The sequence below is a fragment of the Micromonospora sp. DT31 genome, assembly GCF_049841795.1.
GTDB lineage: Bacteria > Actinomycetota > Actinomycetes > Mycobacteriales > Micromonosporaceae > Micromonospora.
In genome coordinates, this window is sequence record NZ_JBNCKZ010000016.1 from 60,104 (window position 1) to 80,645 (window position 20,542).

At 71.3% G+C, this 20,542-nt stretch carries 18 protein-coding genes; 12 read left to right on the forward strand and 6 right to left on the reverse strand.

Annotation, left to right across the window (positions count from 1 at the left end; translation table 11 throughout):
* Window positions 1-10: 10 nt before the first annotated feature.
* The 6 genes from ACLQ2X_RS22715 (at window position 11) to ACLQ2X_RS22740 (ending at window position 7,538) form a co-directional block, all read left to right on the forward strand.
* Window positions 11-1,786, forward strand: coding sequence for a sensor histidine kinase (locus ACLQ2X_RS22715; protein WP_425683101.1), 1,776 nt, complete (start codon window positions 11-13; stop codon window positions 1,784-1,786).
* A complete protein-coding gene (locus ACLQ2X_RS22720) occupies window positions 1,783-2,235 on the forward strand; it encodes a response regulator (RefSeq protein WP_425683102.1) in 453 nt (150 codons plus the stop codon). Before ACLQ2X_RS22715 ends, ACLQ2X_RS22720 begins: the two co-directional genes overlap by 4 nt.
* Window positions 2,228-3,037 (forward strand): inositol monophosphatase family protein, encoded by an 810-nt coding sequence (locus ACLQ2X_RS22725; protein WP_425683103.1) that lies wholly within the window; start codon window positions 2,228-2,230, stop codon window positions 3,035-3,037. The genes ACLQ2X_RS22720 and ACLQ2X_RS22725 overlap by 8 nt, the downstream gene beginning before the upstream one ends.
* 199 nt (window positions 3,038-3,236) lie before the next feature.
* Window positions 3,237-4,274: a coiled-coil domain-containing protein gene (locus ACLQ2X_RS22730; protein ID WP_425683104.1), complete on the forward strand. Its 1,038-nt coding sequence runs from the start codon at window positions 3,237-3,239 to the stop codon at window positions 4,272-4,274.
* Between the two features lie 34 nt (window positions 4,275-4,308).
* Entirely contained in the window at window positions 4,309-5,859 is a 1,551-nt protein-coding gene (locus ACLQ2X_RS22735; protein WP_425683105.1) for a fused MFS/spermidine synthase, read from the forward strand.
* Window positions 5,860-5,930: 71 nt separating this feature from the next.
* Window positions 5,931-7,538, forward strand: coding sequence for a serine/threonine-protein kinase (locus tag ACLQ2X_RS22740; RefSeq protein WP_425683106.1), 1,608 nt, complete (start codon window positions 5,931-5,933; stop codon window positions 7,536-7,538).
* A gap of 223 nt (window positions 7,539-7,761) precedes the next feature.
* Here the strand turns inward: ACLQ2X_RS22740 and ACLQ2X_RS22745 are convergent, their stop codons facing one another.
* From ACLQ2X_RS22745 to ACLQ2X_RS22755, 3 genes are all read right to left on the reverse strand, one after another.
* The gene (locus ACLQ2X_RS22745) at window positions 7,762-8,112 is read right to left on the reverse strand and encodes a hypothetical protein (RefSeq protein WP_425683107.1); all 351 of its coding nucleotides are present in this window, start codon (window positions 8,110-8,112) and stop codon (window positions 7,762-7,764) included.
* 151 nt (window positions 8,113-8,263) lie between these two features.
* A complete protein-coding gene (locus ACLQ2X_RS22750) occupies window positions 8,264-8,932 on the reverse strand; it encodes a potassium channel family protein (RefSeq protein WP_425683108.1) in 669 nt (222 codons plus the stop codon).
* Window positions 8,922-10,256, reverse strand: coding sequence for a TrkH family potassium uptake protein (locus ACLQ2X_RS22755; protein ID WP_425683109.1), 1,335 nt, complete (start codon window positions 10,254-10,256; stop codon window positions 8,922-8,924). The genes ACLQ2X_RS22750 and ACLQ2X_RS22755 overlap by 11 nt, the downstream gene beginning before the upstream one ends.
* 350 nt (window positions 10,257-10,606) lie before the next feature.
* On the opposite strand from ACLQ2X_RS22755, the gene ACLQ2X_RS22760 reads away from it, so the two are divergent.
* Together ACLQ2X_RS22760 and proC are read left to right on the forward strand one after the other, a co-directional pair.
* Entirely contained in the window at window positions 10,607-13,801 is a 3,195-nt protein-coding gene (locus ACLQ2X_RS22760) for a VWA domain-containing protein (RefSeq protein WP_425683110.1), read from the forward strand.
* Window positions 13,802-13,878: 77 nt separating this feature from the next.
* Window positions 13,879-14,697, forward strand: coding sequence for a pyrroline-5-carboxylate reductase (gene proC / locus ACLQ2X_RS22765; protein WP_425683111.1), 819 nt, complete (start codon window positions 13,879-13,881; stop codon window positions 14,695-14,697).
* 118 nt (window positions 14,698-14,815) lie between these two features.
* Here proC and ACLQ2X_RS22770 read toward each other — a convergent pair whose 3' ends face one another.
* The 3 genes from ACLQ2X_RS22770 to ACLQ2X_RS22780 all read right to left on the reverse strand — a co-directional run bounded on the left by ACLQ2X_RS22770 (window position 14,816) and on the right by ACLQ2X_RS22780 (window position 16,229).
* Complete coding sequence (locus ACLQ2X_RS22770) at window positions 14,816-15,226, reverse strand: hypothetical protein (protein ID WP_425683112.1); 411 nt, start codon at window positions 15,224-15,226, stop codon at window positions 14,816-14,818.
* Complete coding sequence (locus ACLQ2X_RS22775; RefSeq protein ID WP_425683113.1) at window positions 15,213-15,407, reverse strand: helix-turn-helix transcriptional regulator; 195 nt, start codon at window positions 15,405-15,407, stop codon at window positions 15,213-15,215. The genes ACLQ2X_RS22770 and ACLQ2X_RS22775 overlap by 14 nt, the downstream gene beginning before the upstream one ends.
* Window positions 15,408-15,482: 75 nt before the next feature.
* Window positions 15,483-16,229 (reverse strand): YoaK family protein, encoded by a 747-nt coding sequence (locus ACLQ2X_RS22780; protein WP_425683114.1) that lies wholly within the window; start codon window positions 16,227-16,229, stop codon window positions 15,483-15,485.
* Window positions 16,230-16,590: 361 nt separating this feature from the next.
* On the opposite strand from ACLQ2X_RS22780, the gene ACLQ2X_RS22785 reads away from it, so the two are divergent.
* The 4 genes from ACLQ2X_RS22785 (at window position 16,591) to ACLQ2X_RS22800 (ending at window position 20,521) form a co-directional block, all read left to right on the forward strand.
* Complete coding sequence (locus ACLQ2X_RS22785) at window positions 16,591-17,844, forward strand: sugar porter family MFS transporter (RefSeq protein WP_425683115.1); 1,254 nt, start codon at window positions 16,591-16,593, stop codon at window positions 17,842-17,844.
* A 100-nt stretch (window positions 17,845-17,944) separates the two neighbouring features.
* The gene (locus ACLQ2X_RS22790; protein WP_425683116.1) at window positions 17,945-18,247 is read left to right on the forward strand and encodes an urease subunit gamma; all 303 of its coding nucleotides are present in this window, start codon (window positions 17,945-17,947) and stop codon (window positions 18,245-18,247) included.
* 43 nt (window positions 18,248-18,290) lie between these two features.
* Window positions 18,291-18,764 carry an urease subunit beta gene (locus ACLQ2X_RS22795; RefSeq protein ID WP_425683117.1) on the forward strand — a complete coding sequence of 158 codons (474 nt, stop codon included), beginning with the start codon at window positions 18,291-18,293 and terminating at the stop codon, window positions 18,762-18,764.
* 38 nt (window positions 18,765-18,802) lie between these two features.
* Window positions 18,803-20,521: an urease subunit alpha gene (locus ACLQ2X_RS22800; protein WP_425683118.1), complete on the forward strand. Its 1,719-nt coding sequence runs from the start codon at window positions 18,803-18,805 to the stop codon at window positions 20,519-20,521.
* Window positions 20,522-20,542: the final 21 nt, after the last annotated feature.

A 20,542-nucleotide genomic window follows, 5' to 3' on the forward strand; every position in this document is an offset into this window, starting at 1 on the left:
GGACTGAGCTGTGAAGGCTTACCAGCAGGGGTGGACCCTCCGTCGGCGGGTGGGCGCGCTGCTCGGCGTGTTGGTCGTGCTGCTGCTCGGGCTGGCCGGCGCGGAGGCGGCGGTGGCCGCGCAGAACCGGCAGAATATCGACGCGGTGCTGCTCAAGACCGGTCCGCTGCGGGTGCAGGCGCAGGAGCTGATGAGCGCGCTGCTGGACCAGGAGACGTCGGTGCGCGGGTACGCGGTCAACGGCGACCGCGGTGACCTGGCGCCCTACGAGGAGGGCGTGCGGCGTGAGCAGGCCCTGGTGGCCTCCATCCGGGACCTGTCCGAGGACTACCCGGACGTGCGCCGCACCCTGGAGCAGGTCGAGCAGTTGACCGCGCAGTGGCGCAGCCAGGTGGCCGAACCGGTGATCGCCACCACCGGCAGCCGCGGGCCGGAGGCCGGGCAGGCGCTGATCACCGACCAGACCCGGCAGCGGTTCGAGGGCATCCGGTCGTCTGTGGAGACGCTCCAGGACGAGATCCTGACGGTGCGGGAGGAGACCGCCGAGCGGGTCAACTCCACGAGCAACGCGCTCGTGATACTGCTGATCGTCGCGGCGCTCGTGGTGACCGTGGCCGGGGTGGTGATGCTGCTCTCGCTCGACCGGATCCTGATCCGCCCGCTGGCCGGCCTGGTCGAGCAGGTGCGGGTGGTGGCCGCCGGTGACTACCGGCACCACATCGAGGGGTCCGGTCCGCCGGAGTTCCGCCGCCTCGCCGACGACATCGACCAGATGCGGATGAAGATCGCCCAGGAGCTGGACGAGGTACGCCAGGCCCGGGAGCGGATCGAGTGGGTCAACACCCAGTTGCAGAAGCAGGCCGAGGAACTGACCCGGTCCAACCGTGACCTGGAGCAGTTCGCCTACGTCGCCTCACACGACCTCCAGGAGCCACTGCGCAAGGTGGCCAGCTTCTGCCAGCTCCTGCAACGGCGTTACGCCGGGCAGCTCGACGAGCGGGCCGACCAGTACATCGCGTTCGCGGTGGACGGCGCGCAGCGGATGCAGCGGCTCATCAACGACCTGCTCGCGTTCTCCCGGATCGGCCGGTTGACCACCGGGTTCACCGAGGTCGACCTGAACAAGGTGATGGGCGACGTGGCCGGGCAGACCGAGGCGGCCCTGCAGTACGCCGACGCGGAGCTGACCTGGGACTCGCTGCCGGCGATCCGCGGCGAGGAGCCGCTGCTGACCAACCTGCTGGTTAACCTGGTCAGCAACTCGGTGAAGTTCCGCCGCCCGGACGTGCCGCCGAAGGTGCACGTGTCGGCCCGGCTCGTCGACGACGAGTGGGAGATCAGCTGCCGGGACAACGGCATCGGGATCGAGCCGGAGTTCGCCGACAAGATCTTCGTGATCTTCCAGCGGCTGCACTCGAAGGACGCGTACCCGGGCACCGGCATCGGGCTGGCCATCGTCAAGAAGATCGTGGAATATCACGGCGGTCGGGTCTGGGTGGACACCGACGGCGAGGTGGGCACCACGATCCGGTTCACCCTGCCGGCCCTGGAAGCCGACATCGAGGCCGCGCGGCAGCCCCTGGCCGCCGGGGAGACCCGGGCCGGGGACCAGGCGCAGGACGGGGACCAGCCGGCGGAGGCAGGGTCGGACACCGGGCAGGTGGAGACCGCCGGGGGCGGTCAGGCGGACGTCGCGTCCCACCCGGAGGGTGCGGCGTCGCAGGAGGCACCCGCGCAGGCGGACGGACACGGAACGAACGGTGGCATGAAGGAGACGGTGGGATGACCGCGCCCGCGGACGGCAAGAGCCCGATCGAGGTCCTGTTGGTCGAGGACGACCCGGGTGACGTGCTGATGACCCAGGAGGCGTTCGAGGAGCACAAGCTCCGTAACCGTCTCACGGTCGTCTCCGACGGCGCTGAGGCGCTGGCCTACCTGCGCCGTGAGGGCCGGTACGCCGACGCGGTGACGCCCGACCTGGTGCTGCTCGACCTGAACCTGCCCCGGCGGGACGGCCGAGCGGTGCTGGAAGAGATCAAGAAGGATCCGCTGCTGTGCCGGATTCCGGTCGTGGTGCTCACCACCTCGCAGGCCGACGAGGACATCCTGCGCAGCTACCAGCTGCACGCCAACGCCTACGTGACCAAGCCGGTGGACTTCGAGCGGTTCATCTCGGTGGTCCGCCAGATCGACGAGTTCTTCGTCAGCGTGGTCAAGCTGCCGCCGCGTGGCTGACCCGCTGCTGGACGATGTCGGCGCGCTGCTGCGGGAGGCGGCGGCCAAGGTCGTGGTGCCGTTGTTCCGCCGGCTCGACCCGGCCGACATCTCCGAGAAGGCCCCCGGCGAGGTGGTCACCGTCGCCGACCGCGAGGCCGAGGCGCTGATCTCCGAAGGGCTGCGGCGGCTGCGCCCCGGTTCGGCGGTGGTCGGCGAGGAGGCCGTCGCCGCGGACCCGGACCTGCTGCGGCACCTGCGCGGCAGCGGGGACGTCTGGCTTGTCGACCCGGTCGACGGCACCTCCAACTTCGCCGCCGGCCGGCGGCCGTTCGCGGTGATGGCGGCCCTGCTCACCGACGGCGTGCCGGTGGCCTCCTGGGTCTACGACCCGCTGGAGGGCACGATGGCGGCGACCCGGCTCGGCGCGGGCGCCCTGCTGGACGGCACGCTTGTGCGTCCGGCCCGGTCGGCGCCGGCAGCGGGGGCGTTGCGCGGCACCGCCGCGACGAAGTTCCTGCCGCCGGAGTTGCGCCGTCAGGTCGAGGACGGTGGGCGGCGGATCGGCGAGCTGCTGCCCGGCCAGCACTGCGCCGGCCGGGAATACCTGGACATGCTCACCGGCGGGCAGCAGTTCCTGCTGTTCTGGCGCACCCTGCCGTGGGATCACACCCCCGGCACGCTGCTGGTGCGGGAGGCCGGTGGGGTGGCCCGCCGGTTCGACGGGGCCGACTACCACCCGGCCGACGAGGGTCGGGGCCTGCTCGTCGCGGCCAGCCCGGAAATCTGGGACGAGGTGCACGCCGCGCTGCTGGGGAGCTGAGCGGCGCTGCGCGACGTCCCCGACACGCTGCGTCGATGTTTCGGCTGCCCGGCGGTCGCCGGCCTGGCGTGGCGCGCCCGTTCCGGTATCGTGACCGGCGGTCTCCGCCAGCAGGCCGCCGCCCGGCGCCGGTGGAGACCGCCGCCCGGCGCCGGTGGAGATGCCGCCAGGTGACGGGGTCGACGGAAGGACCCATCACGTGCCCAGGACCAGGCCCACTCGCCGCCGCGTCCGCCGCTCGCTGCTCGCGGTGTTGACCGCGGTGGCCGTGCTGCTCGGTGCCGGCCTCGCTGCCGGGCCGGCCGTCGCCGAGCCCAACTCGAACGCCCCCGAGGAGGGGGACAACAAGCAGCTGCGGGATGCGCTGGAGGCCGCCGCGAAGGGCCACATCGAGGCCAAGAACAAGCTGGACAACTCCAAGCGCCGGCAGGCCGCGCTCGCCGCCCAGCTCAAGGACATCGAGGCACGTCTCGTGGGCCTGTCCGAGCAGGCCGGCGAGGTCGCCGTGCAGGCGTACCGGATGGGCCGGCTGAACGTGGCGTCGGTGTTGCTGTCCAGCGCCGACCCGGACGACTTCCTCAAGCGCGCCGCCGACCTGGACGTGATGGCCCAGCGGGACAGCAAGCGGCTGCGTGAGCTGGCCGACGCGAAGGCGCTGGCGGCCGAGTCGAAGCTGGCCATCGACGCCGAGGTGCGCGAGCAGGCCAAGCAGGTCGCCGCGCTGGCCCGGAAGAAGAAGGACGCCGAGGTGGCGCTGGCGAAGGTCAGTTCCGGCGCCGGCTCGGGGTTCAGCGGCGGTTCCTCGTCGGCGAGGCCGGCGCCGCGCAACTCGGACGGGTCGTGGCCGTCGGAGTCCTGTTCGGTGGAGGATCCGACGCCGGGCACCGGCTGCATCACGCCCCGGACGGCGCACATGCTCCAGCAGGCCAAGGCGGCCGGCTACAAGCGGTACGCCTACTGCAAGCGGACGGGGGGAGGCGGCGAGCACCCCAAGGGCCGGGCCTGCGACTTCGCCGCCGCCAGCGGCGGTTTCGAGAACAAGACCGCCACCGGCGGCGACAAGTCCTACGGCGACAGCCTCGCCGCCTGGGCGAAGAACAACGCGAGCCGGCTCGGCATCATGTACGTGATCTGGTATCGGCAGATCTGGATGCCGGGCACCGGCTGGCGGGCGTACAGCGGCGGCGGCAGTCCGGCGGCGGACCACACGAACCACGTTCACATCTCCATGTATTGACCTGGTTCCCAGCGACGCTGCGTACCATCGCCCGGTGAGCAGCACATCACCCGACATCGCCGCGGCGCCGGCCGACGCGCCGGCCCCGCCGCGCGCCCTGCCGAACGGGCTCGCCGCGTTCCTGGTCTTCCTCTCCAGCGGGGCGGTGCTGGTGCTGGAGACCGTCTCGCTGCGCCTCGTCGGCCCGTACGTCGGGGTGACGTTGCAGGTGACCAGTTCGGTGATCGGCATGGCGTTGGCCGCCATCGCGTACGGGGCGTGGTTCGGCGGGTGGCTCGCCGACCGGCGTGACCCGCGCACCATGCTCGCCCCGGCGCTGGTGCTGGCCGGCATCGCCACCGCGGTCACCCTGCCGATCGTCCGCTACGCCGGTGAGCTGCTGCGTGGCGGCGCGGCGAGCGGGGTGCTGCTGCTGACCGCGGTGACCGTGCTGCTGCCGGCGGCGCTCCTGGCCGGGATCACCCCGCTCGTGGTGAAACTCCAACTCGCCGACCTGCGCCGCACCGGCCAGGTGGTGGGAAAGCTGTCCGGCATCGGCACGCTCGGCGGCATCACCGCCACCCTCGGCACCGGCTTCATCCTGGTGGCAGCGCTGCCCAGCTCGGTCATCGTGCTGGCGCTGGCCGCCGTGCTCGGGGTGACCGGGCTGGCGTTGGGTTTCTGGCTGCGCCGGCACTCCGGCACCGAACTGTCCACGCCCGGCCGGGCCAAGGCCGCGCTGGCCCTGCTCGGCCTCGCCGCGGCGGGACTCACCGCCGCCGCGCCGAACCCGTGCGACGTGGAGACCGCCTACCACTGCGCCCGCGTCGAGGTGGACCCGCAGTGGCCGCCGGGGCGCACGCTCTACCTCAACTCGGCCGAGCACTCGTATGTCGACCTGGGCGAGCCGACCCACCTGAAGTACGCGTACACGCAGTGGATCGGCGCGGTCGCCGACGTGGCCCGGCCGGCACGCCAGTCGATGGACGCGCTGCATCTGGGCGGCGGCGGGTTCACCGTCCCGCACTACCTGGCGGCGACCCGGCCCGGCACCGACAACCTGGTCTTCGAGCTCGACGGCGAGCTGGTCGAGCTGGACCGGCGGGAGCTGGGCCTGCGCACCGGCGCGGACATGCGCGCCCGGGTGGGTGACGCGCGGGTGCTGCTGCGCGGGGAGCCCACGGACAGCCGTGACTTCGTCGTCGGCGACGCGTTCGGGCACCTGGTGGTGCCCTGGCACCTGGCCACCCGGGAGATGGCCGCCGACGTCCGGCGGGTGCTGCGCCCGGGCGGCGTCTACGTGCAGAACGTCATCGACTATCCGCCGGGCCGGTTCATCAGGTCCGAGGTGGCCACCGTGGCGGCCGAGTTCGCGCACGTCGCGCTGATCGCTCCGCCCGGGGCGTTCGACGGGCGGCAGGGCGCCAACTTCCTGATCATCGCCTCGGACGCGCCGCTGCCGCTGGCCGCGATCCCACCCCGGTTGACGCTGCTGCCCGAGCCGGCCGAGCTGCTCGACGGGGCGAAGCTGCGCGACTGGGTCGGCGACGCGATGGTGCTCACCGACGACTACGCCCCGGTGGACCAGCTCCTGGCGACGCCCTGAACGGGTGACTGTCCTGACCGATTCCGACAGGTCAGGTGTACCGGGGTCGACTTCGGGCAATAGGACCGACCATGGGTGGACCGGTCAGGAACGGCGTGCAACTGCTCGGCGAGCGATATCGGCTGGTCGAACAGTTGGGTGCGGGCGGCATGTCGGTCGTCTGGCGCGGCTACGACGAGGTGTTGGGCCGGCAGGTGGCGGTCAAGGTGCTCGCCTCCCGGCTGGCCAGTGACAAGGCGTTCCGCCACCGGATCCGCGTCGAGGCGCAGGCCGCCGCGCGACTCTGCCACCCCAACATCACCAACGTGTACGACTACGGTGAGTCCGTCCAGGTCGGGCTCACCGTTCCGTACGTGGTCATGGAACTTGTCGACGGCGGTCCGCTGAGCGGCCGGCTCGGCCGGGACGGGCAGCTTCCCTGGCGGGAGGCGATGACCATCGGGGCGGAGGTCGCCTCGGCGCTGGCCGTCGCGCACGCCCGGGGTGTGGTGCACCGGGACGTGACGCCGGGCAACGTCATGCTCACCCCGACCGGCGTGAAGGTCGTCGACTTCGGCATCTCGGCGCTGGTGGGGGAGAGCGACAAGGGTCCGGACGGTGCGCTGCTCGGCACGCCCGCCTACCTGGCCCCGGAGCGCCTGGACAACGGGCACGTCTCGCCGGCCACCGACGTCTACGCGGTGGGCCTGCTGCTGTACCGGATGCTCACCGGCCGCCTGCCCTGGCAGGCCAGCACCACCACCGAGATGTTGCGCGCCCACATGTACCGCGACCCGGACCCGATGCCGCCGGTCCCCGGCCTGCCCGAGCCGGTCGCCCACCTGGTGCACCGGTGCCTGGCCAAGCGACCCGAGGACCGCCCGGCCACCGCCGAGGTGGCCCGTACGCTCGCCGAGGCGGCGGGCATCGCGGCGATCGTGCCGGTGTCGCCGGCGTTCGGCCGGCCCGACCCGGCGTTGGCGGAGAACGCCGGCACCACGATCCTGCCCTGGTCGGCGGAGACCGACGCGCTGCCGTTCTCGGTGGTCCGCACCCGCACCCGGCGGGCGGTGACGCGGCGCCGCAAGCTGGAGGCCGGGGTGGCCGCCGCCGGCCTGATCGCGGTCACCGCCACCCTGTGGGGGTTGACGTCGCGGAGCCCGGCCAGCGGCGGGGTGGAGCCTACCGAGGCGCGGATGGGGCTGCCCGAGCCGACGCCCTGCGCCGTGGACTACTCGCTGCGCCGCGACACCGGTCGGGACTTCTCCGCCGAGGTGACCCTGACCAACACCGGCACCCGGGAGATGCGGGACTGGACGATGCGGTTCACGTTCCCGGGCAAGCAGGCGGTCACCTCCGCCCAGCCGCCGGTACGGCAGGAGGGGCGCACCGTGTCGGTGGCCGCGCCCGCCCTGGCGCCCGGCGCGTCGACGAAGCTCACGCTGGCCGGCCGGTACACCGGGAGCAACACGCTGCCGGTGCAGTTCACGGTGGGCGACAGCACCTGCGGTGTGCAGGTGTCCGGCATCGCCGGTTCGGCGCCGACCGCCGCCGCGCCGCCGAAGGTGCCGGTGAAGCCGGCTGCGAAGCCGGCCACCAGGGGCGGGCCGGCGAAGGCGAAGCCGGCGCCGCCGAAACCGAAGGCGGGCCCGGCGAAGCCCGGTAAGGGCAAGGCGGGGCAGAAGGGAAAAGCAAGGTAGACCGGCCGAAGGGGGGTGACCACGGCAAGGCGAAGGGCAAGGGTCCGAAGGGCTGACGTGGCCACCTGGCCTACCGCTGGCACGGCTTGCGTGTCCGGGGTGCCTGCCGGAACGGCGGGCACCCCGGAAATCGTCTTCTCGGGAGATCTTGGAAGATGCGCGCCCCTACGGGGGCCGTTTCCTACCAAGATCGGCCGAGTCGTAGGTGGACGCTCGCTACCGTCTACTTCTTCTCGTGCCAGGCATCTACCAGGTAGGGATAGGTCGACGAGCATTTGGCGACGGAGAGTGGGAGCGCGTCGTCCACACCGGCCCATTTCCCGCTGAAGTACGCGCCTCGCCCGCCGGGCGTCATCGCGCAGTAGATCCTGGTGATGAAGTAGCCGGTGCCGCCGGTGCACCAGGTGTCGGCCCAGCCCGGAACGCTCCACGTCTTGTAGGTCGTGCAGCCCTTCGGTACCGCCTGTGCCGGTGCGCTGGTCCCGGTCAGCGCGATGGCGGTGGTGAACACGGCGGCCGCGGTGGCGGCAAACACCCGCTTGACAATTGTGGTTTTCCGCATGCTGCGGAACACCTCCCCGTTGATGGTGTGACCAGTGCTTCTGGTTGCGCCTGTTTCTACCGGTCAGAGCCATGATGATCAAGGCTCGACGGAAAAGCGGCGTGGATCTTGGTACTTCGCCCTATTTGGACGGGGAGCCTTCGCGGCCCGCCGGGCGCGGCGGTCAGGCCAGCGCGGAGAAGCGCTGCACCCGGGTGATGCCGCCCTCCACGATGAGCACGCTGTCCGCCTCCAGCACCGTGTCCGGCCCGACGTACTGGAACGGTTCGCCCGGCAGTTTCGCGCCGACCACCATCACGCCGTACCGGTCCTGCGGGGCGATGTCGCGCAGCGACCGGCCGACCAGCGGCCCGGGAACTCTGATCTTCGCGATGGCGAAGTCGTCGTCGAACTCGATGAAGTCGAGCATCCGGCTGACGATCAGGTGCGCGACCCGCTCACCGGTCTCCGCCTCGGGAAAGACCACGTGGTGCGCGCCGACCGAATGCAGGATCTTCGCGTGCTTCTCCGAGGTGGCCCGCGCCCAGATCTGCTCGACGCCCAGCTCGGCAAGGGCCAGTACGGTGAGCACGCTCGCCTCCAGCGACGCGCCGATCGCGACCACGACGCGGCCGAAGTCCGCCAGCCCGAGCTGCCGCAGCACCGCCTCCTCGGTGGTGTCCGCCTGCACCACCCGGTCCAGCTCGCCGGACCAGTGCTGGACCCGGACCGGGTCGCGGTCGACCGCCAGCACCTCGTGACCGAGGCGGGACAGGGAGTTCGCCAGGCGCGAGCCGAACCGGCCCAGGCCGATCACCGCGACGCCCGTCTCCTCCGAACGCCTAGCCGACAATGGGTTGCTCCTCCGGATAGCGGTACAGCCGCCGACGGGTGTTCAACGCGATGGCCGAGCCGAGGGTGAGCGGCCCGACCCGGCCGATGTACATGAGCGCGGTCAGCACGTACTGGCCCGGCGGCGAGAGCTGCCCGGCCACCCCGATGGTCAGGCCGGTGGTGCTGAACGCGGAGGTGACCTCGAACAGCGCGGCCGAGAACGGCACGTGCGAGGTCATCGCGATCAGGCCGACCGTACCGCCGGCCACCAGCGCCATGCTCAGCAGCGCCACGGTCAGCGCCTGCCGCTGGCTGGTCGCCGCCACCCGGCGGCGCCCGACGGTGGTGTCCGGTTCGCCCCGCAGCTCGGCCCAGACAGCGAAACCGAGCAGGAAGAACGTGGAGACCTTGATGCCGCCGGCGGTGCTGGCGCTGCCGCCGCCGATGAACATCAGGCCGACCAGCATGGGGTAGCTCTCGTCGGTGAGCCGCCCGACGTGGATCACGTCGAAGCCGCCGGTACGGCTCAACGCGATCTGGGTGAACGACGCCAGCAGCTTGCCCGGCACGTCGTACGTGCCGATCGTGAACGGATTGGCCCACTCGGCCAACAGCAGATAGGCGACGCCGAAGACGACCAGCACCAGGCTGCCCCAGACGGTCAGCTTCGTGGCGACCGCCCAGCGCGCCGGCCGCCGCCACTCGCGTACCGCCTCGAACAGCGCCGGGAAGCCCAGCCCGCCGACGATCGCGCCGATGGTGAGCGGCAGTGCCACCCAGCCGTCGCGGGAGAACCCGATCAGCCCGTCGGAGTAGAGCGTGAACCCGCCGTTGTTGAACGCCTGGACCGAGTGGAACACCGCCGACCAGAGCGCCCGGCCCGGCCGGTAGCCGTACGCGAGGAACAGGCGCGCGGCGATCACCGCCGTCATCAGGGCCTCGGCGACGAACACCGTCGCCGCGATGCGCACCAGCAGCCGGCGTACGTCGCCGAGGCTGAACTCGGCGGTCTCCGCCTGCACCAGCAGCCGGTTGCGCAGGCCGAGCTGGCGGGATACCGCCAGGATCACCAGCGACGCTCCGGTCAGGATGCCGAGACCGCCGATCTGGGTCAGCACGGTGATCATCACGAGCCCGAAGCCGTTCCAGTAGTTCGGCGTGTCGGTGACCGCCACCCCGGTCACCGACACCGCCGACGTGGACGTGAACAGCGCGGTGACGAACGGGGTGTACCGCTGCTCGTTTGTGGCCCAGGGCAGCATGAGCAGGCCGGTGCCGATCAGGATCACCGCCAGGAACCCCAACGGCACCAGCCGTACGGGCTTGCGGAGCAGGCGGCGCACCCCGTCATCTTCCGTCCGGAGATTCACCGGCAGGTCAGGAATCGACGAGCTGTTCCTCGACCTGGGCCCGGAGGGCGGTGTTCGCCGACCAGACGGTATCGGCAGGCGAGGGATCCTCATTATCGAAATCAGCCTCATAGCCGGACAAAAGCCTCAATAATCCTAACATGGCTCGCATCCTGGGCCGGTCTGCGTGCGGAGGTTGATGATGTCTGTTGTCGTAACGGCGCATGGGCGCCGACGGTGGGGTGGGGCGGCGGCGCTCGCGCTGGTCGCGAGCCTGCTCCCGTTGATCGGCACAGGCCGCCGAGCCCGCCCGGGCCGCCGGTCCGACCACTGCCACCCTGACCGTGAACAAGGGCGGGCAACGCTCGTCGGTCGACACAGTCGGCCCGCTTGCCGGGGCCACCTTCGACTTCTACCCGGGGGTCGGCGGCACCCGCCCCGGGCCCGGGGATGATGCGGCGGCCTCGTGCACCACCGGGGCCGACGGAAGCTGCAGCGTGGACGTGCCGGGACGGACCGGCCTGAACCAGGGTTACTGGATCATCGAGCGCAGCGCGCCGGACGGTTGGCGGCTGCTCGAGAGCCTGGACACCGGGGGCACCACGACCACGTCGACCGTCTACAACGGCGTCTTCACCGGCCGGGTCTCCAACAACGTGTCGTACGCGTTCCCCGTGAGCACGACGGGCGACACCAACCGGACGGCGCGCGGCGCGGTCTGGGCCGACGCCCGGGACAACCCGCCCCTGCCCGGGCAGTGCGGTCTCAGCATCGCGTTGCTGATCGACGTCTCCGGCTCGATCGCGCCGAACCTGAACGACGTCAAGGCCGCCGCGAACGGCTTCGTGGACGCGCTGACCGGCACCCCATCCCAGATCGGCCTGTACACGTTCGCCACCAACGCGGCGACAGTGCTCAACCCGGTCCCGGTCTCCGACACCGCCGGCGCGGACACCGTGAAGACCGCGATCAACGGGCTCACGACCGGCGGCGCCACCAACTGGGACGCCGGCCTCTTCCGGGTGGCGGCCGCCCCGACCACGTACGACGCGGTCATCATCCTGACCGACGACAGCCCCACCTTCTACGGGCCGCCGCCCGCGCAGGGGCCTGGCGACTTCACCCGATTCAGGGAGGTGGAGAACGGCGTCTTCTCCGCCAACTCGGTCAAGGCTCTCGGCACCCGGGTGGTCGCTGTGGGGGTGGGGGCGGGCGTCAGCGGCGCCGCGAACAACCTGGCCGCGATCTCCGGCCCGGTCGCCGGCTCCGACTACTACCAGACGGGGTACGCACAGCTCGCGGCGCTCTTCCGCCAACTCGCCCTGGAGACGTGCGCCGGCACCGTCAGCGTGGTGAAGGAGGTGATCCCGCCCGGCGGCACCCCCGCCGACGCGCAGCCCGCCGGCGGCTGGACGGTCTCCACTACGACCGCCGGGGTCGACCCCGGCAGCGCCGTCACCGACCCCACCACCGGCGCGGTGAACTTCGACGTGAATCTCGGTGGCGCCACCAGCCGTCCGGTCACCCTGGCGGAGACGCCGCAGGCCGGGTTCACGCTGGAGCAGCAGGACGGCGACAACGCCGCCTGCACCGCGAACGGCACGGCGATTCCGGTGACCAACAGCGGCGACAACGGTTTCACCGTCGTTGCCCGGGCGAACGCCGTCGTCAGTTGCGTGATCCTCAACCGGCAGGCCGAGCAGCAGCGCTCCAGCATCGTGGTGCGCAAGACCTGGGTGATCAACGGCGAGTCGTTCGAGAACCCGGATCAGCCGGTGGCGTTCCAGTCCGGCCTGTCCATCAGCGGCATCCCCGGCCCGGCCTGGAACACCGAGTACGGCGGCTTCGCCACCGGCGCGAGCGTCACCATCGGTGAGACGGTCGACGAGGAGCTGCTGCCGACCAACTGCGGTCCGGTCGCGGCCACCGGCGACCTCGGTCCCGTCGTGCTGAGCCGGCCCGGCCGCAACGAGTTCCGGGTGGTCAACACGGTCACCTGCTCGACCAGCCTGACGCTGGCCAAGGAACTGCAGAACCCCTACGGCGCACCCGAGCCGTCACTGAACGCCTGGACGCTGAGAGCGATCCGGGACGGTTCGACGGTGGTCGAGGGCACCAACGGCGTGACCGGTCCGGTCGAGCCGGGTATCACCCACTCGCTCGCCGAGACCAACGTCCCCGGGTTCACCCAGCTTGTGACGGACGGCGTGGACATCGTCCCGCCCGCCACCGGTAGCTGGAACTGCGGCCTGCGCCAGAGGGACGGGAGCGTCGGACCGGTCTACGCCGGCGCGAACGGGCAGGTCAGCGTCCCGCTGGGCGAGACGGCGGTCTGCACCGCGGTCAACGCGGCCCAGCCGGCCCGGGTGACGCTGGTCAAGGAGGTCGCCGGCGGTACGGCCCAGCCGCAGGACTGGGTGCTGGAGGCCCTGCCGGTGCCGCGTAACGGCGTACCGGTGCCGACGCCGATCAGCGGGCGTAGCGGCACCCCGGCGGTGACCGGTGCGGGGGCGTTCCCGAACGTGCCGTACCAGCTCCTGGAACGGGACGGGCCGGACGACTACCAGCAGGTCGGTACCCCGCAGTGTGTGCTGACCGGGACGACGACGGTGGTGCCGACGCCGAACAACCGGCTCACCCCGACGTTCGGGCAGGACGTCACCTGCACGTTCCGCAACGAGCAGGTGCCGCCACCCGCGCCCGCCCGGCTGACCCTGGTCAAGCAGGTACAGAGCGACTTCGGCGGCACCGCCAAGCCGCAGGACTGGCTGCTGAACGCGACGCCACCGGCCGGACCGGGCGCGACGCCGATCAGCGGTCGCAGCGGCCAGCCGGAGGTCACGAACGTGGCGGCCGTCGGGGGTGTCGGCTACACGCTCAGTGAGACCGGGGGCCCGAGCGGGTACGAGCAGCTCGGCCCGGTGACCTGTGTGCTGAACGGCACCCAGACGCCGCTTCCGGCGCCGGACGGCGTGTTCACCCCGGCCGCCGGTCAGAGCTACACCTGCACCTGGCGCAACGGCCAGGTCGATCCGGGCAGCGCCCACCTGACCCTGGTCAAGAAGGTGCTTGACGGCTGGGACGGCAAGGAAGGTGGCGGCGGCGGTAAGGCCGAGCCCACCGACTGGCTGCTCACCGCGACGCCCGTCAACGGCGCGACGCCGATCAGCGGGCGGTCCGGCAGCCCGGCGGTCACCGACGTGCGGGTCCAGGTGGGCGTCGGCTACCGGCTGAGCGAGTCCGGCGGCCCCGACGGGTACGAGCAGGTCGGCCCGCCCGAGTGCGTACTGGCCGACGGGGGTGAGACGGTGCCGGTGGTCGACGGAGTGGTCACCCCGGCGCGGGGGCAGGACGTCACCTGCACCTTCAGCAACCGGGCCACGATGAAGCCCGGTCCGCCGCCGCACCACGGCAAGGGGCGCCTGCCGGTCACCGGTCTCCAGATGACCGGGATCATCGGTGGTGGCCTGCTGGCGGTGGCCGCGGGTGGGATGCTGCTGCTGATGAGCCGGCGGCGGAGGCGGTCGACGATCGCCTGACCAGTCGACGGAGAGTGGGGGGGGGGGGGGGGGGCGGGCCCCCCCCCCCCCCGCCGACCCGGGAAGGGGTACGCCTGATGGCACGCGAGGTGCACACCGTCGCGGTGATCGGCGCCGGCAAGATCGGTGAGCTGGTGCTCTCCGGTCTGCTGCGCTCCGGCTGGCCGGTGGAGCGGCTGCTGGCCACCGCCCGGCGGCCGGCGCGCGCGGCGGAGTTGACCGACCGCTACGGCGTCCGGGTGGTGGACAACCTCACCGCGGTGGACGAGGCCGAGGTGCTCGCCGTCTCGGTCAAGCCGCAGGACGCCGGGGCGTTGCTCGACGAGATCGGCGCGAAGGTGCCGGCCGACAAGTTGGTCATCTCGCTCTGCGCCGGCCTGCCGACCGGCTTCTTCAACCGCCGGCTGCCCGAGGGCACCCCGGTGGTGCGGGTGATGACCAACACCCCGGCGCTCGTCGACCAGGCGATGAGCGCGATCTCGGCCGGCGCGCACGCCACCGGTGAGCACCTGGCCCTGGCCGAGGAGATGTTCTCCCCGCTCGGCGCCACCGTCCGGGTGCCCGAGTCACAGCAGGACGCGGTCACCGCGCTCTCCGGCTCCGGCCCCGCCTACTTCTACCTGCTGGTCGAGGCGATGATCGACGCGGGCATCCTGCTGGGCCTGCCGCGCCAGGTGGCGCACGAGCTGATCGTGCAGACCGCGATCGGCTCGGCGGTGATGCTGCGCGACTCCGGTGAGCACCCGGTGAAGCTGCGCGAGGCGGTCACCTCGCCCGCGGGCACCACCATCTCGGCCGTCCGGGAGTTGGAGAACCACGGCGTACGCGCGGCCATGCTGGCGGCGCTGGAGGCGGCCCGGGACCGGGCCCGCGAACTCGCCGCGCAGGCCGACTAGCGCCTGTCTCGACGCCCGCGAGGGCCCGAAGCGCCACCGTGCGGCGGCCACCCGCTTCGCCAAGCTCGGTGTGCGGCACGGGCCCGGATCCCGCCGCGGCGGCGGTTCCGGGGCCCGTTCAGCCGCGGATGCGCTGAACCACAAGGGCCAGCACGTATGCCACTCCGGCGATCGCACCGAGTGCCGCGTAGGGCATCCCGTCCTGCCCCCGCGCGATCTCGACGACGAACCCGATCAACACCGCGCAGATCACCGTCACACCGGCAAAGACGGTCGCGTCCTTGTCGATCTGGTTGATGCGTTCGTCTCGGCGGTCAAGCAGGCCCGTGACCGTCTCACTCCTGCGGCTCAGGACCAGGAGCGCCACCGCGACGGCCAGCATGATGCCGAGGCCTTGGAGGCCGAACCCGCGGTCACCGCCGACCCACCCCACCACGAGATAGGTCAGGCCCAACAGGGCCGCGAAGCCCGGGACGGCCCACCTGGTCCATGACCTCGTCTTACGGATCGTCCGGTCACTGCTCGACATGAAAGACCTCCTCCACAGGCGTCTCGAAGAAGCGCGCCAACCCGATCGCGAGCGGAAGGGAAGGTAGGTACTTCCCGGTCTCGATGGAATTGATCGTTTGGCGCGAGACGCCCATCGCCGCCGCAAGCTCGCCCTGCGACAGGCCGCGGCGCGTCCGCAGCGCTCGTACCGTGTTGCGCATGTGTCAAGGATGCTTGTCAGTCGCCGACCTGTCAAGCAAGCTTGACAGGTCGGCGGACCGAGGGCCGGCCGGCGGTTAGCGCGTCGCCGCGTCTGGGCGGGACGGTCGCGGCGCGCCCCGGCGGAGCAGCAGGATCAGCGCGGCCAGGCCGAGCGTTCCGTAGAGCGGCACCCAGCGGGGCTGGTGCTGGGCGAGGGTGCCCAGCGCGCCACCGATGGTGTAGCTGCCGAGGGCGAGCAGCCCGAGCAGGGTGCCGCGCCGGGCTCGGGCCCGGCCGGCGTGCGGGCCGAGCAGCCAGCGCGCGGCGCGTTCACCGGTCTTCGCGGTCGTGTCCGACTGGTAGGTGATCGGGGTGGCGACGCCCGCGGTGCGGGTGGCCACCGTGGTCAGGCTGCCCATGGCGACCGCGCCGGCCGCGGCGAGCGCGATCCGGGACCCCATGCCGTCCCGGCCGTACGCGAGCACCAGGTTGAGCACCGTCCATGCGGCCATGCCCACCTCGGTGACCACGATGTCGACCAGGGGGGCCACGGCCGGACGCGCCCGGTGCCGGAGCAGATCGACCAGGCCGGCGCTGGTGGCGAACGCGACCAGGGAGGCGGCGGAGACCGGCCACGCCGGGTGCTCCCCGGCCGGGCCGATGCCGAGGAAGACGGCGTTGCCGGACTGGTTCGCGACGAACGCGCCGTACCGCAGGAACGCGAAGGCGTCGAGGGCTCCGGCGACGACCACGGCGAGCATCAGCGCGGTCAGCGGGTGGCGGAACTCGCGGAAGGAGTCGGTGGGACCGGGCTGCCCGGCGGGCGGTGCCGACCGGTCCACCGTTCCTCCGTCCGTGCGCACAGGACCGGTGCCGGTCGGGTGCGGCAGGTGGCGCCACCGGGGCGCGTCGGGTCGTTTTCGCTGTCGGGCTGCTCGGGCGGGCCTACTATATATCCCGGATGCGTGTTTTGGGCCGCTTCTTCCGGCGGTCGGCGGGGGCGGGGTGCGATGGCGGAGAGCGGACGCGCGGCCCACCGGCCGCCCCGGCACAACCTCGTGGCGATCCTGTCGATAGTCGTCCTCTCCGGGGCCTTCTTCGGCTACAACCAGGGCGTCATCAGCGGCACCCTGCACGACATCAGGCACGCGTTCGACGTGGACACCTTCGAGGTGGAGGTGGCGGCGAGCTGGGTGACGCTCGGTGCGCTCGCCGGCGCGCTGGCCCGGTGGTCACCTCGCCGACCGGATCGGCCGGCGGGGGGCGCTGTGGGTCGCCGCCGGGGCGTACGTCGTCGGCACCGTCGCGCAGGCGGCGGCCCCGACTATCGGTGTCCTGCTGGGCGCGCGGCTGCTCCTCGGACTGGGGATCGGCGTGGCGTCGGTCGCCGGGCCGATGTTCGCGGCCGAGACCGCGCCGGAGCGGATCCGGGGCGGCCTGCTCGCGGTCTACCAGTTCTCGACCACCTTCGCGATCTTCATCGGCTACCTCGCGGACGAACTGTTCACCGGCGGCGGGTCGTGGCGCTACCTGCTCGGGGCCGCCGTCGTGCTGGGCGTGGCCCTGATGCTTGTCACCGTGGTGGTGCCGGACTCGGCGGTCTGGTACCTCAAGCGGGGCGACCGGCGCCGCGCCCGGGAATCGCTGTGCCGGACCGTTCCCGAGCGTCGGGTGGAGCAGCGTCTCCAGGACATCGAGAAGAGCCTGCACGGCCGGCGGGCGAGCTGGCGGGAACTGCTCAGCCCGCAGTGGCGGCGCCCGCTCGCGCTGGGCGTGGGACTGGCGCTGTTCCAGCAGACGACCGGGATCAACGGCATCATCTACTACGCCGACTCGATCTTCTCGGCGGCCGGATTCCGTACCCCGCAGGAGCAGCTCTCCGCGACCACCTGGGCGATCGGCGCGGTGGACGCGGCGTTCGCGCTTGTCGCGGTGGGCCTCCTCGACCGGGTGGGTCGCCGGCCGCTACTGCTTGTCGGGCTGCTGGGGATGGCGGCCTCGCTGGCCGTGGTGAGCCTGAGCTTCCTGGGCGCGGGGGTCGGTGCGGGAGCCGGCGGGATCACCTCACGGGGCCGGTTCCTGCTGGCCGGCGTGATCCTCTTCGTCGCATTCTACGCGGTGTCCATCGGCCCGGCGGCGTGGACCGTCATCAACGAGATCTATCCGGGCCCGATCCGCGGCCGGTGTGTGGCGATTGCCTCCGCCACCCACTGGGGCACCGAGTACCTGATCACGCAGTTCTTCCTGAGCCTGCTCGACGCGCTCGGGCGCTCGGGGGTGTTCGCGCTCTTCGCCGGCCTGTGCGTGCTCGGCTTCCTGTTCGTGCGGCGCTACCTGCCGGAGACGAAGGGCAGGACGCTCGAACAGATCCAGGAGATGTGGTTGGCCGACTACCGGCGCCGCTCCGGAAGCCACTCGGGTAGCGGAAACAACCCCAAAGGCCCACAAAGCACCTAATTCCTTAGTACGTTGGCGAGGTTGTCGGAGGTCGTCGCCCTGAGCGGGCAGCCGGACGCGACCCGACCGGACCAGCGACCGCATGCGAAGGGATCGCGCAGTGCATCTCACGCCGAGGGAATTCGACAAGCTGACCATCCACTCGTTGGCGATGGTGGCGAACTCGCGCAGGGCGAGAGGGGTGAAGCTCAACCACCCCGAGGCCGTCGCGGTCATCTGCGCCGCGGCGCTCGAAGGGGCGCGCGACGGCAAGACCGTCGAGGAGGTCATGAACGACGCGCGGACCGTGCTCACGGCCGACGACGTGATTCCCGGCGTGCCGGACATGATCCCGATGCTCCAGGTCGAAGCGGTCTTCACCGACGGGTCCCGACTGATCACCGTCCACTCACCCATCCAGTAGAGCAGCGACCGGAGGCGCCGGCCTCCGGCAGAGCGGGGGCGACATGGCGAAGCAACACCCGGGCCCGAACTCGAAGCACCTTCGGCCCATCGGCGGCTACAAGCTCAGCGACCAACCGCTGGAACTCAACGCCGGGCGACCGGTGACCGAGGTGGTCGTGCACAACACCGGCGACCGGCCCATTCAGGTCGGTTCCCACTTCCACTTCTTCGAGGCCAACCGCTTCCTGGAGTTCGACCGCCCGGCGGCCTTCGGCAAACGGCTGAACATCCCGGCCACCACGTCGATCCGGTTCGAGCCGGGCGACCGTAAGACGGTGCAGCTGGTCCCGTACGGCGGCCTGCAGCGGGTGTACGGGTTCAACGGGCTGGTCCAGGGCTGGACCGGCGACGGGCCGATTCCCGGATACCGGCCGGACCGCGCCGAGGCGTTGCACAACGCCCAGACGCGCGGCTTCAAGTCGGCCCAGCAGGAGCAGCAGGAGCAGGGCAAGGGCAAGGGCAAGGGCAAGCAGTAGGCCGCCAATTCGACGCGCCAGAGCTGGAGCGAGAACGCATGAGTCAGATCTCACGGCAGGAATACGCCGGAATGTACGGCCCGACCACGGGCGACCAGATCCGGCTGGGTGACACCGACCTCTACATCGAGATCGAGAAGGACCTGCGGGTCCTCGGTGACGAGGTCATGTACGGCGGCGGCAAGACGCTGCGCGACGGCATGGGCAGCAACAGCCAGGCCACCACCGCCGAGGGGGTGGTCGACCTGGTCATCACCAACGTGACGATCGTCGACGCGATGCTCGGCGTGGTCAAGGCGGACGTGGGGATCAAGGACGGCAACATCGCCGGGATCGGCAAGGCCGGCAACCCGAACGTCATGGACGGAGTGACTCCCGGCCTGGTGACCGGCCCGGGTACCGACGCGATCTCCGGCGAGCACCTGATCCTGACCGCCGGTGGCATCGACGCGCACGTCCACCTGGTCACTCCGCAGCAGGTGTGGGCCGCGCTCAGCAACGGTGTCACCACCCTCTGGGGCGGCGGTACCGGGCCCACCGACAGCACCAACGGCGTCACCATCACGCCCGGCCCGTGGAACATCCAGAACATGATGCGGGCGTTCGAGAACCTGCCGATCAACATCGGCCTGCTGGGCAAGGGCAACAGCAGCGGTCGCACGCCCCTGGTCGAGCAGATCATGGCGGGCGTGCCCAGCTTCAAGATCCACGAGGACTGGGGGGCGCCGCCCGCGGTGATCCGGACCTGCCTGGCCGTCGCCGACGAGTACGACGTCCAGGTCAGCATCCACACCGACACCCTCAACGAGAGCGGCTACATCGAGGACAGCATCGCCGCCTTCGAGGGCCGCACCATCCACACCTTCCACACCGAGGGCGCCGGCGGCGGACACGCCCCGGACATCATCAAGGTCGCCGGCCAGATGAACGTGCTGCCCGCGTCGACCACGCCCACCGTGCCGTACGGCATCAACAGCCAGTCCGAGCTGTACGACATGATCATGGTCTGCCACAACTTCAACCCGAAGGTGCCCTCGGATGTCGCCTTCGTGGAGAGCCGCATCCGCACCGAGACCATCGCCGCCGAGGACGTCCTGCTCGACGAGGGCGTCATCTCGATGATGCAGAGCGACTCGCAGGCGATGGGCCGGGTGGGGGAGACCTGGCTGCGCACCATCCAGCTCGCCGGGCAGATGAAGAACACCCGGGGCAAGCTCGCCGAGGACTCCGACGCCAACGACAACTTCCGCGTCCTGCGGTACGTCGCCAAGATGACCATCAACCCGGCCATCACCCAGGGCGTCTCGCACGTCATCGGCTCGGTCACCCCGGGCAAGCTCGCGGACCTCGTTCTCTGGGAGCCCGCGTTCTTCGGGGTGAAGCCGAAAATGGTGCTCAAGGGCGGCATGATCGCCTGGTCGATCATGGGCGACCCGAACGCCTCGCTGCCCACCCCGCAGCCGGTCTACTACCGACCGATGTTCGGCGCCACCGGCTCGCAGGTGGCGAAGAACTGCGTGACGTTCGTGTCCCGGGCCGCCCACGAGTCCGGCGTCGCCGAGAAGCTGGATTTGCGGCGTCGGGTCATGCCGGTCTACGGCTGCCGCAACCTCACCAAGCGCGACATGGTGCGCAACGACCGTACGCCCAAGCTCGAAGTCGACCCGGAGACCTTCGCCGTGAAGATGGACGGCGTGCACGCGACGGTGCCGGCCGCCAAGAACCTTCCCCTCAGCCAGCTCTACTTCTTCAGCTGACCGACGCGGCCCGGTGCCCTG

Bases quoted from the DNA above. Each gene is read 5' to 3' on its own strand.
- ACLQ2X_RS22800 (WP_425683118.1), top strand. From the start codon at position 18,803: ATGAGTCAGATCTCACGGCAGGAATACGCCGGAATGTACGGCCCGACC.
- proC (WP_425683111.1), top strand. From the start codon at position 13,879: ATGGCACGCGAGGTGCACACCGTCGCGGTGATCGGCGCCGGCAAGATC.
- ACLQ2X_RS22775 (WP_425683113.1), bottom strand. From the start codon at position 15,407: ATGCGCAACACGGTACGAGCGCTGCGGACGCGCCGCGGCCTGTCGCAG.
- ACLQ2X_RS22740 (WP_425683106.1), top strand. From the start codon at position 5,931: ATGGGTGGACCGGTCAGGAACGGCGTGCAACTGCTCGGCGAGCGATAT.
- ACLQ2X_RS22720 (WP_425683102.1), top strand. From the start codon at position 1,783: ATGACCGCGCCCGCGGACGGCAAGAGCCCGATCGAGGTCCTGTTGGTC.
- ACLQ2X_RS22795 (WP_425683117.1), top strand. From the start codon at position 18,291: ATGGCGAAGCAACACCCGGGCCCGAACTCGAAGCACCTTCGGCCCATC.
- ACLQ2X_RS22770 (WP_425683112.1), bottom strand. From the start codon at position 15,226: ATGTCGAGCAGTGACCGGACGATCCGTAAGACGAGGTCATGGACCAGG.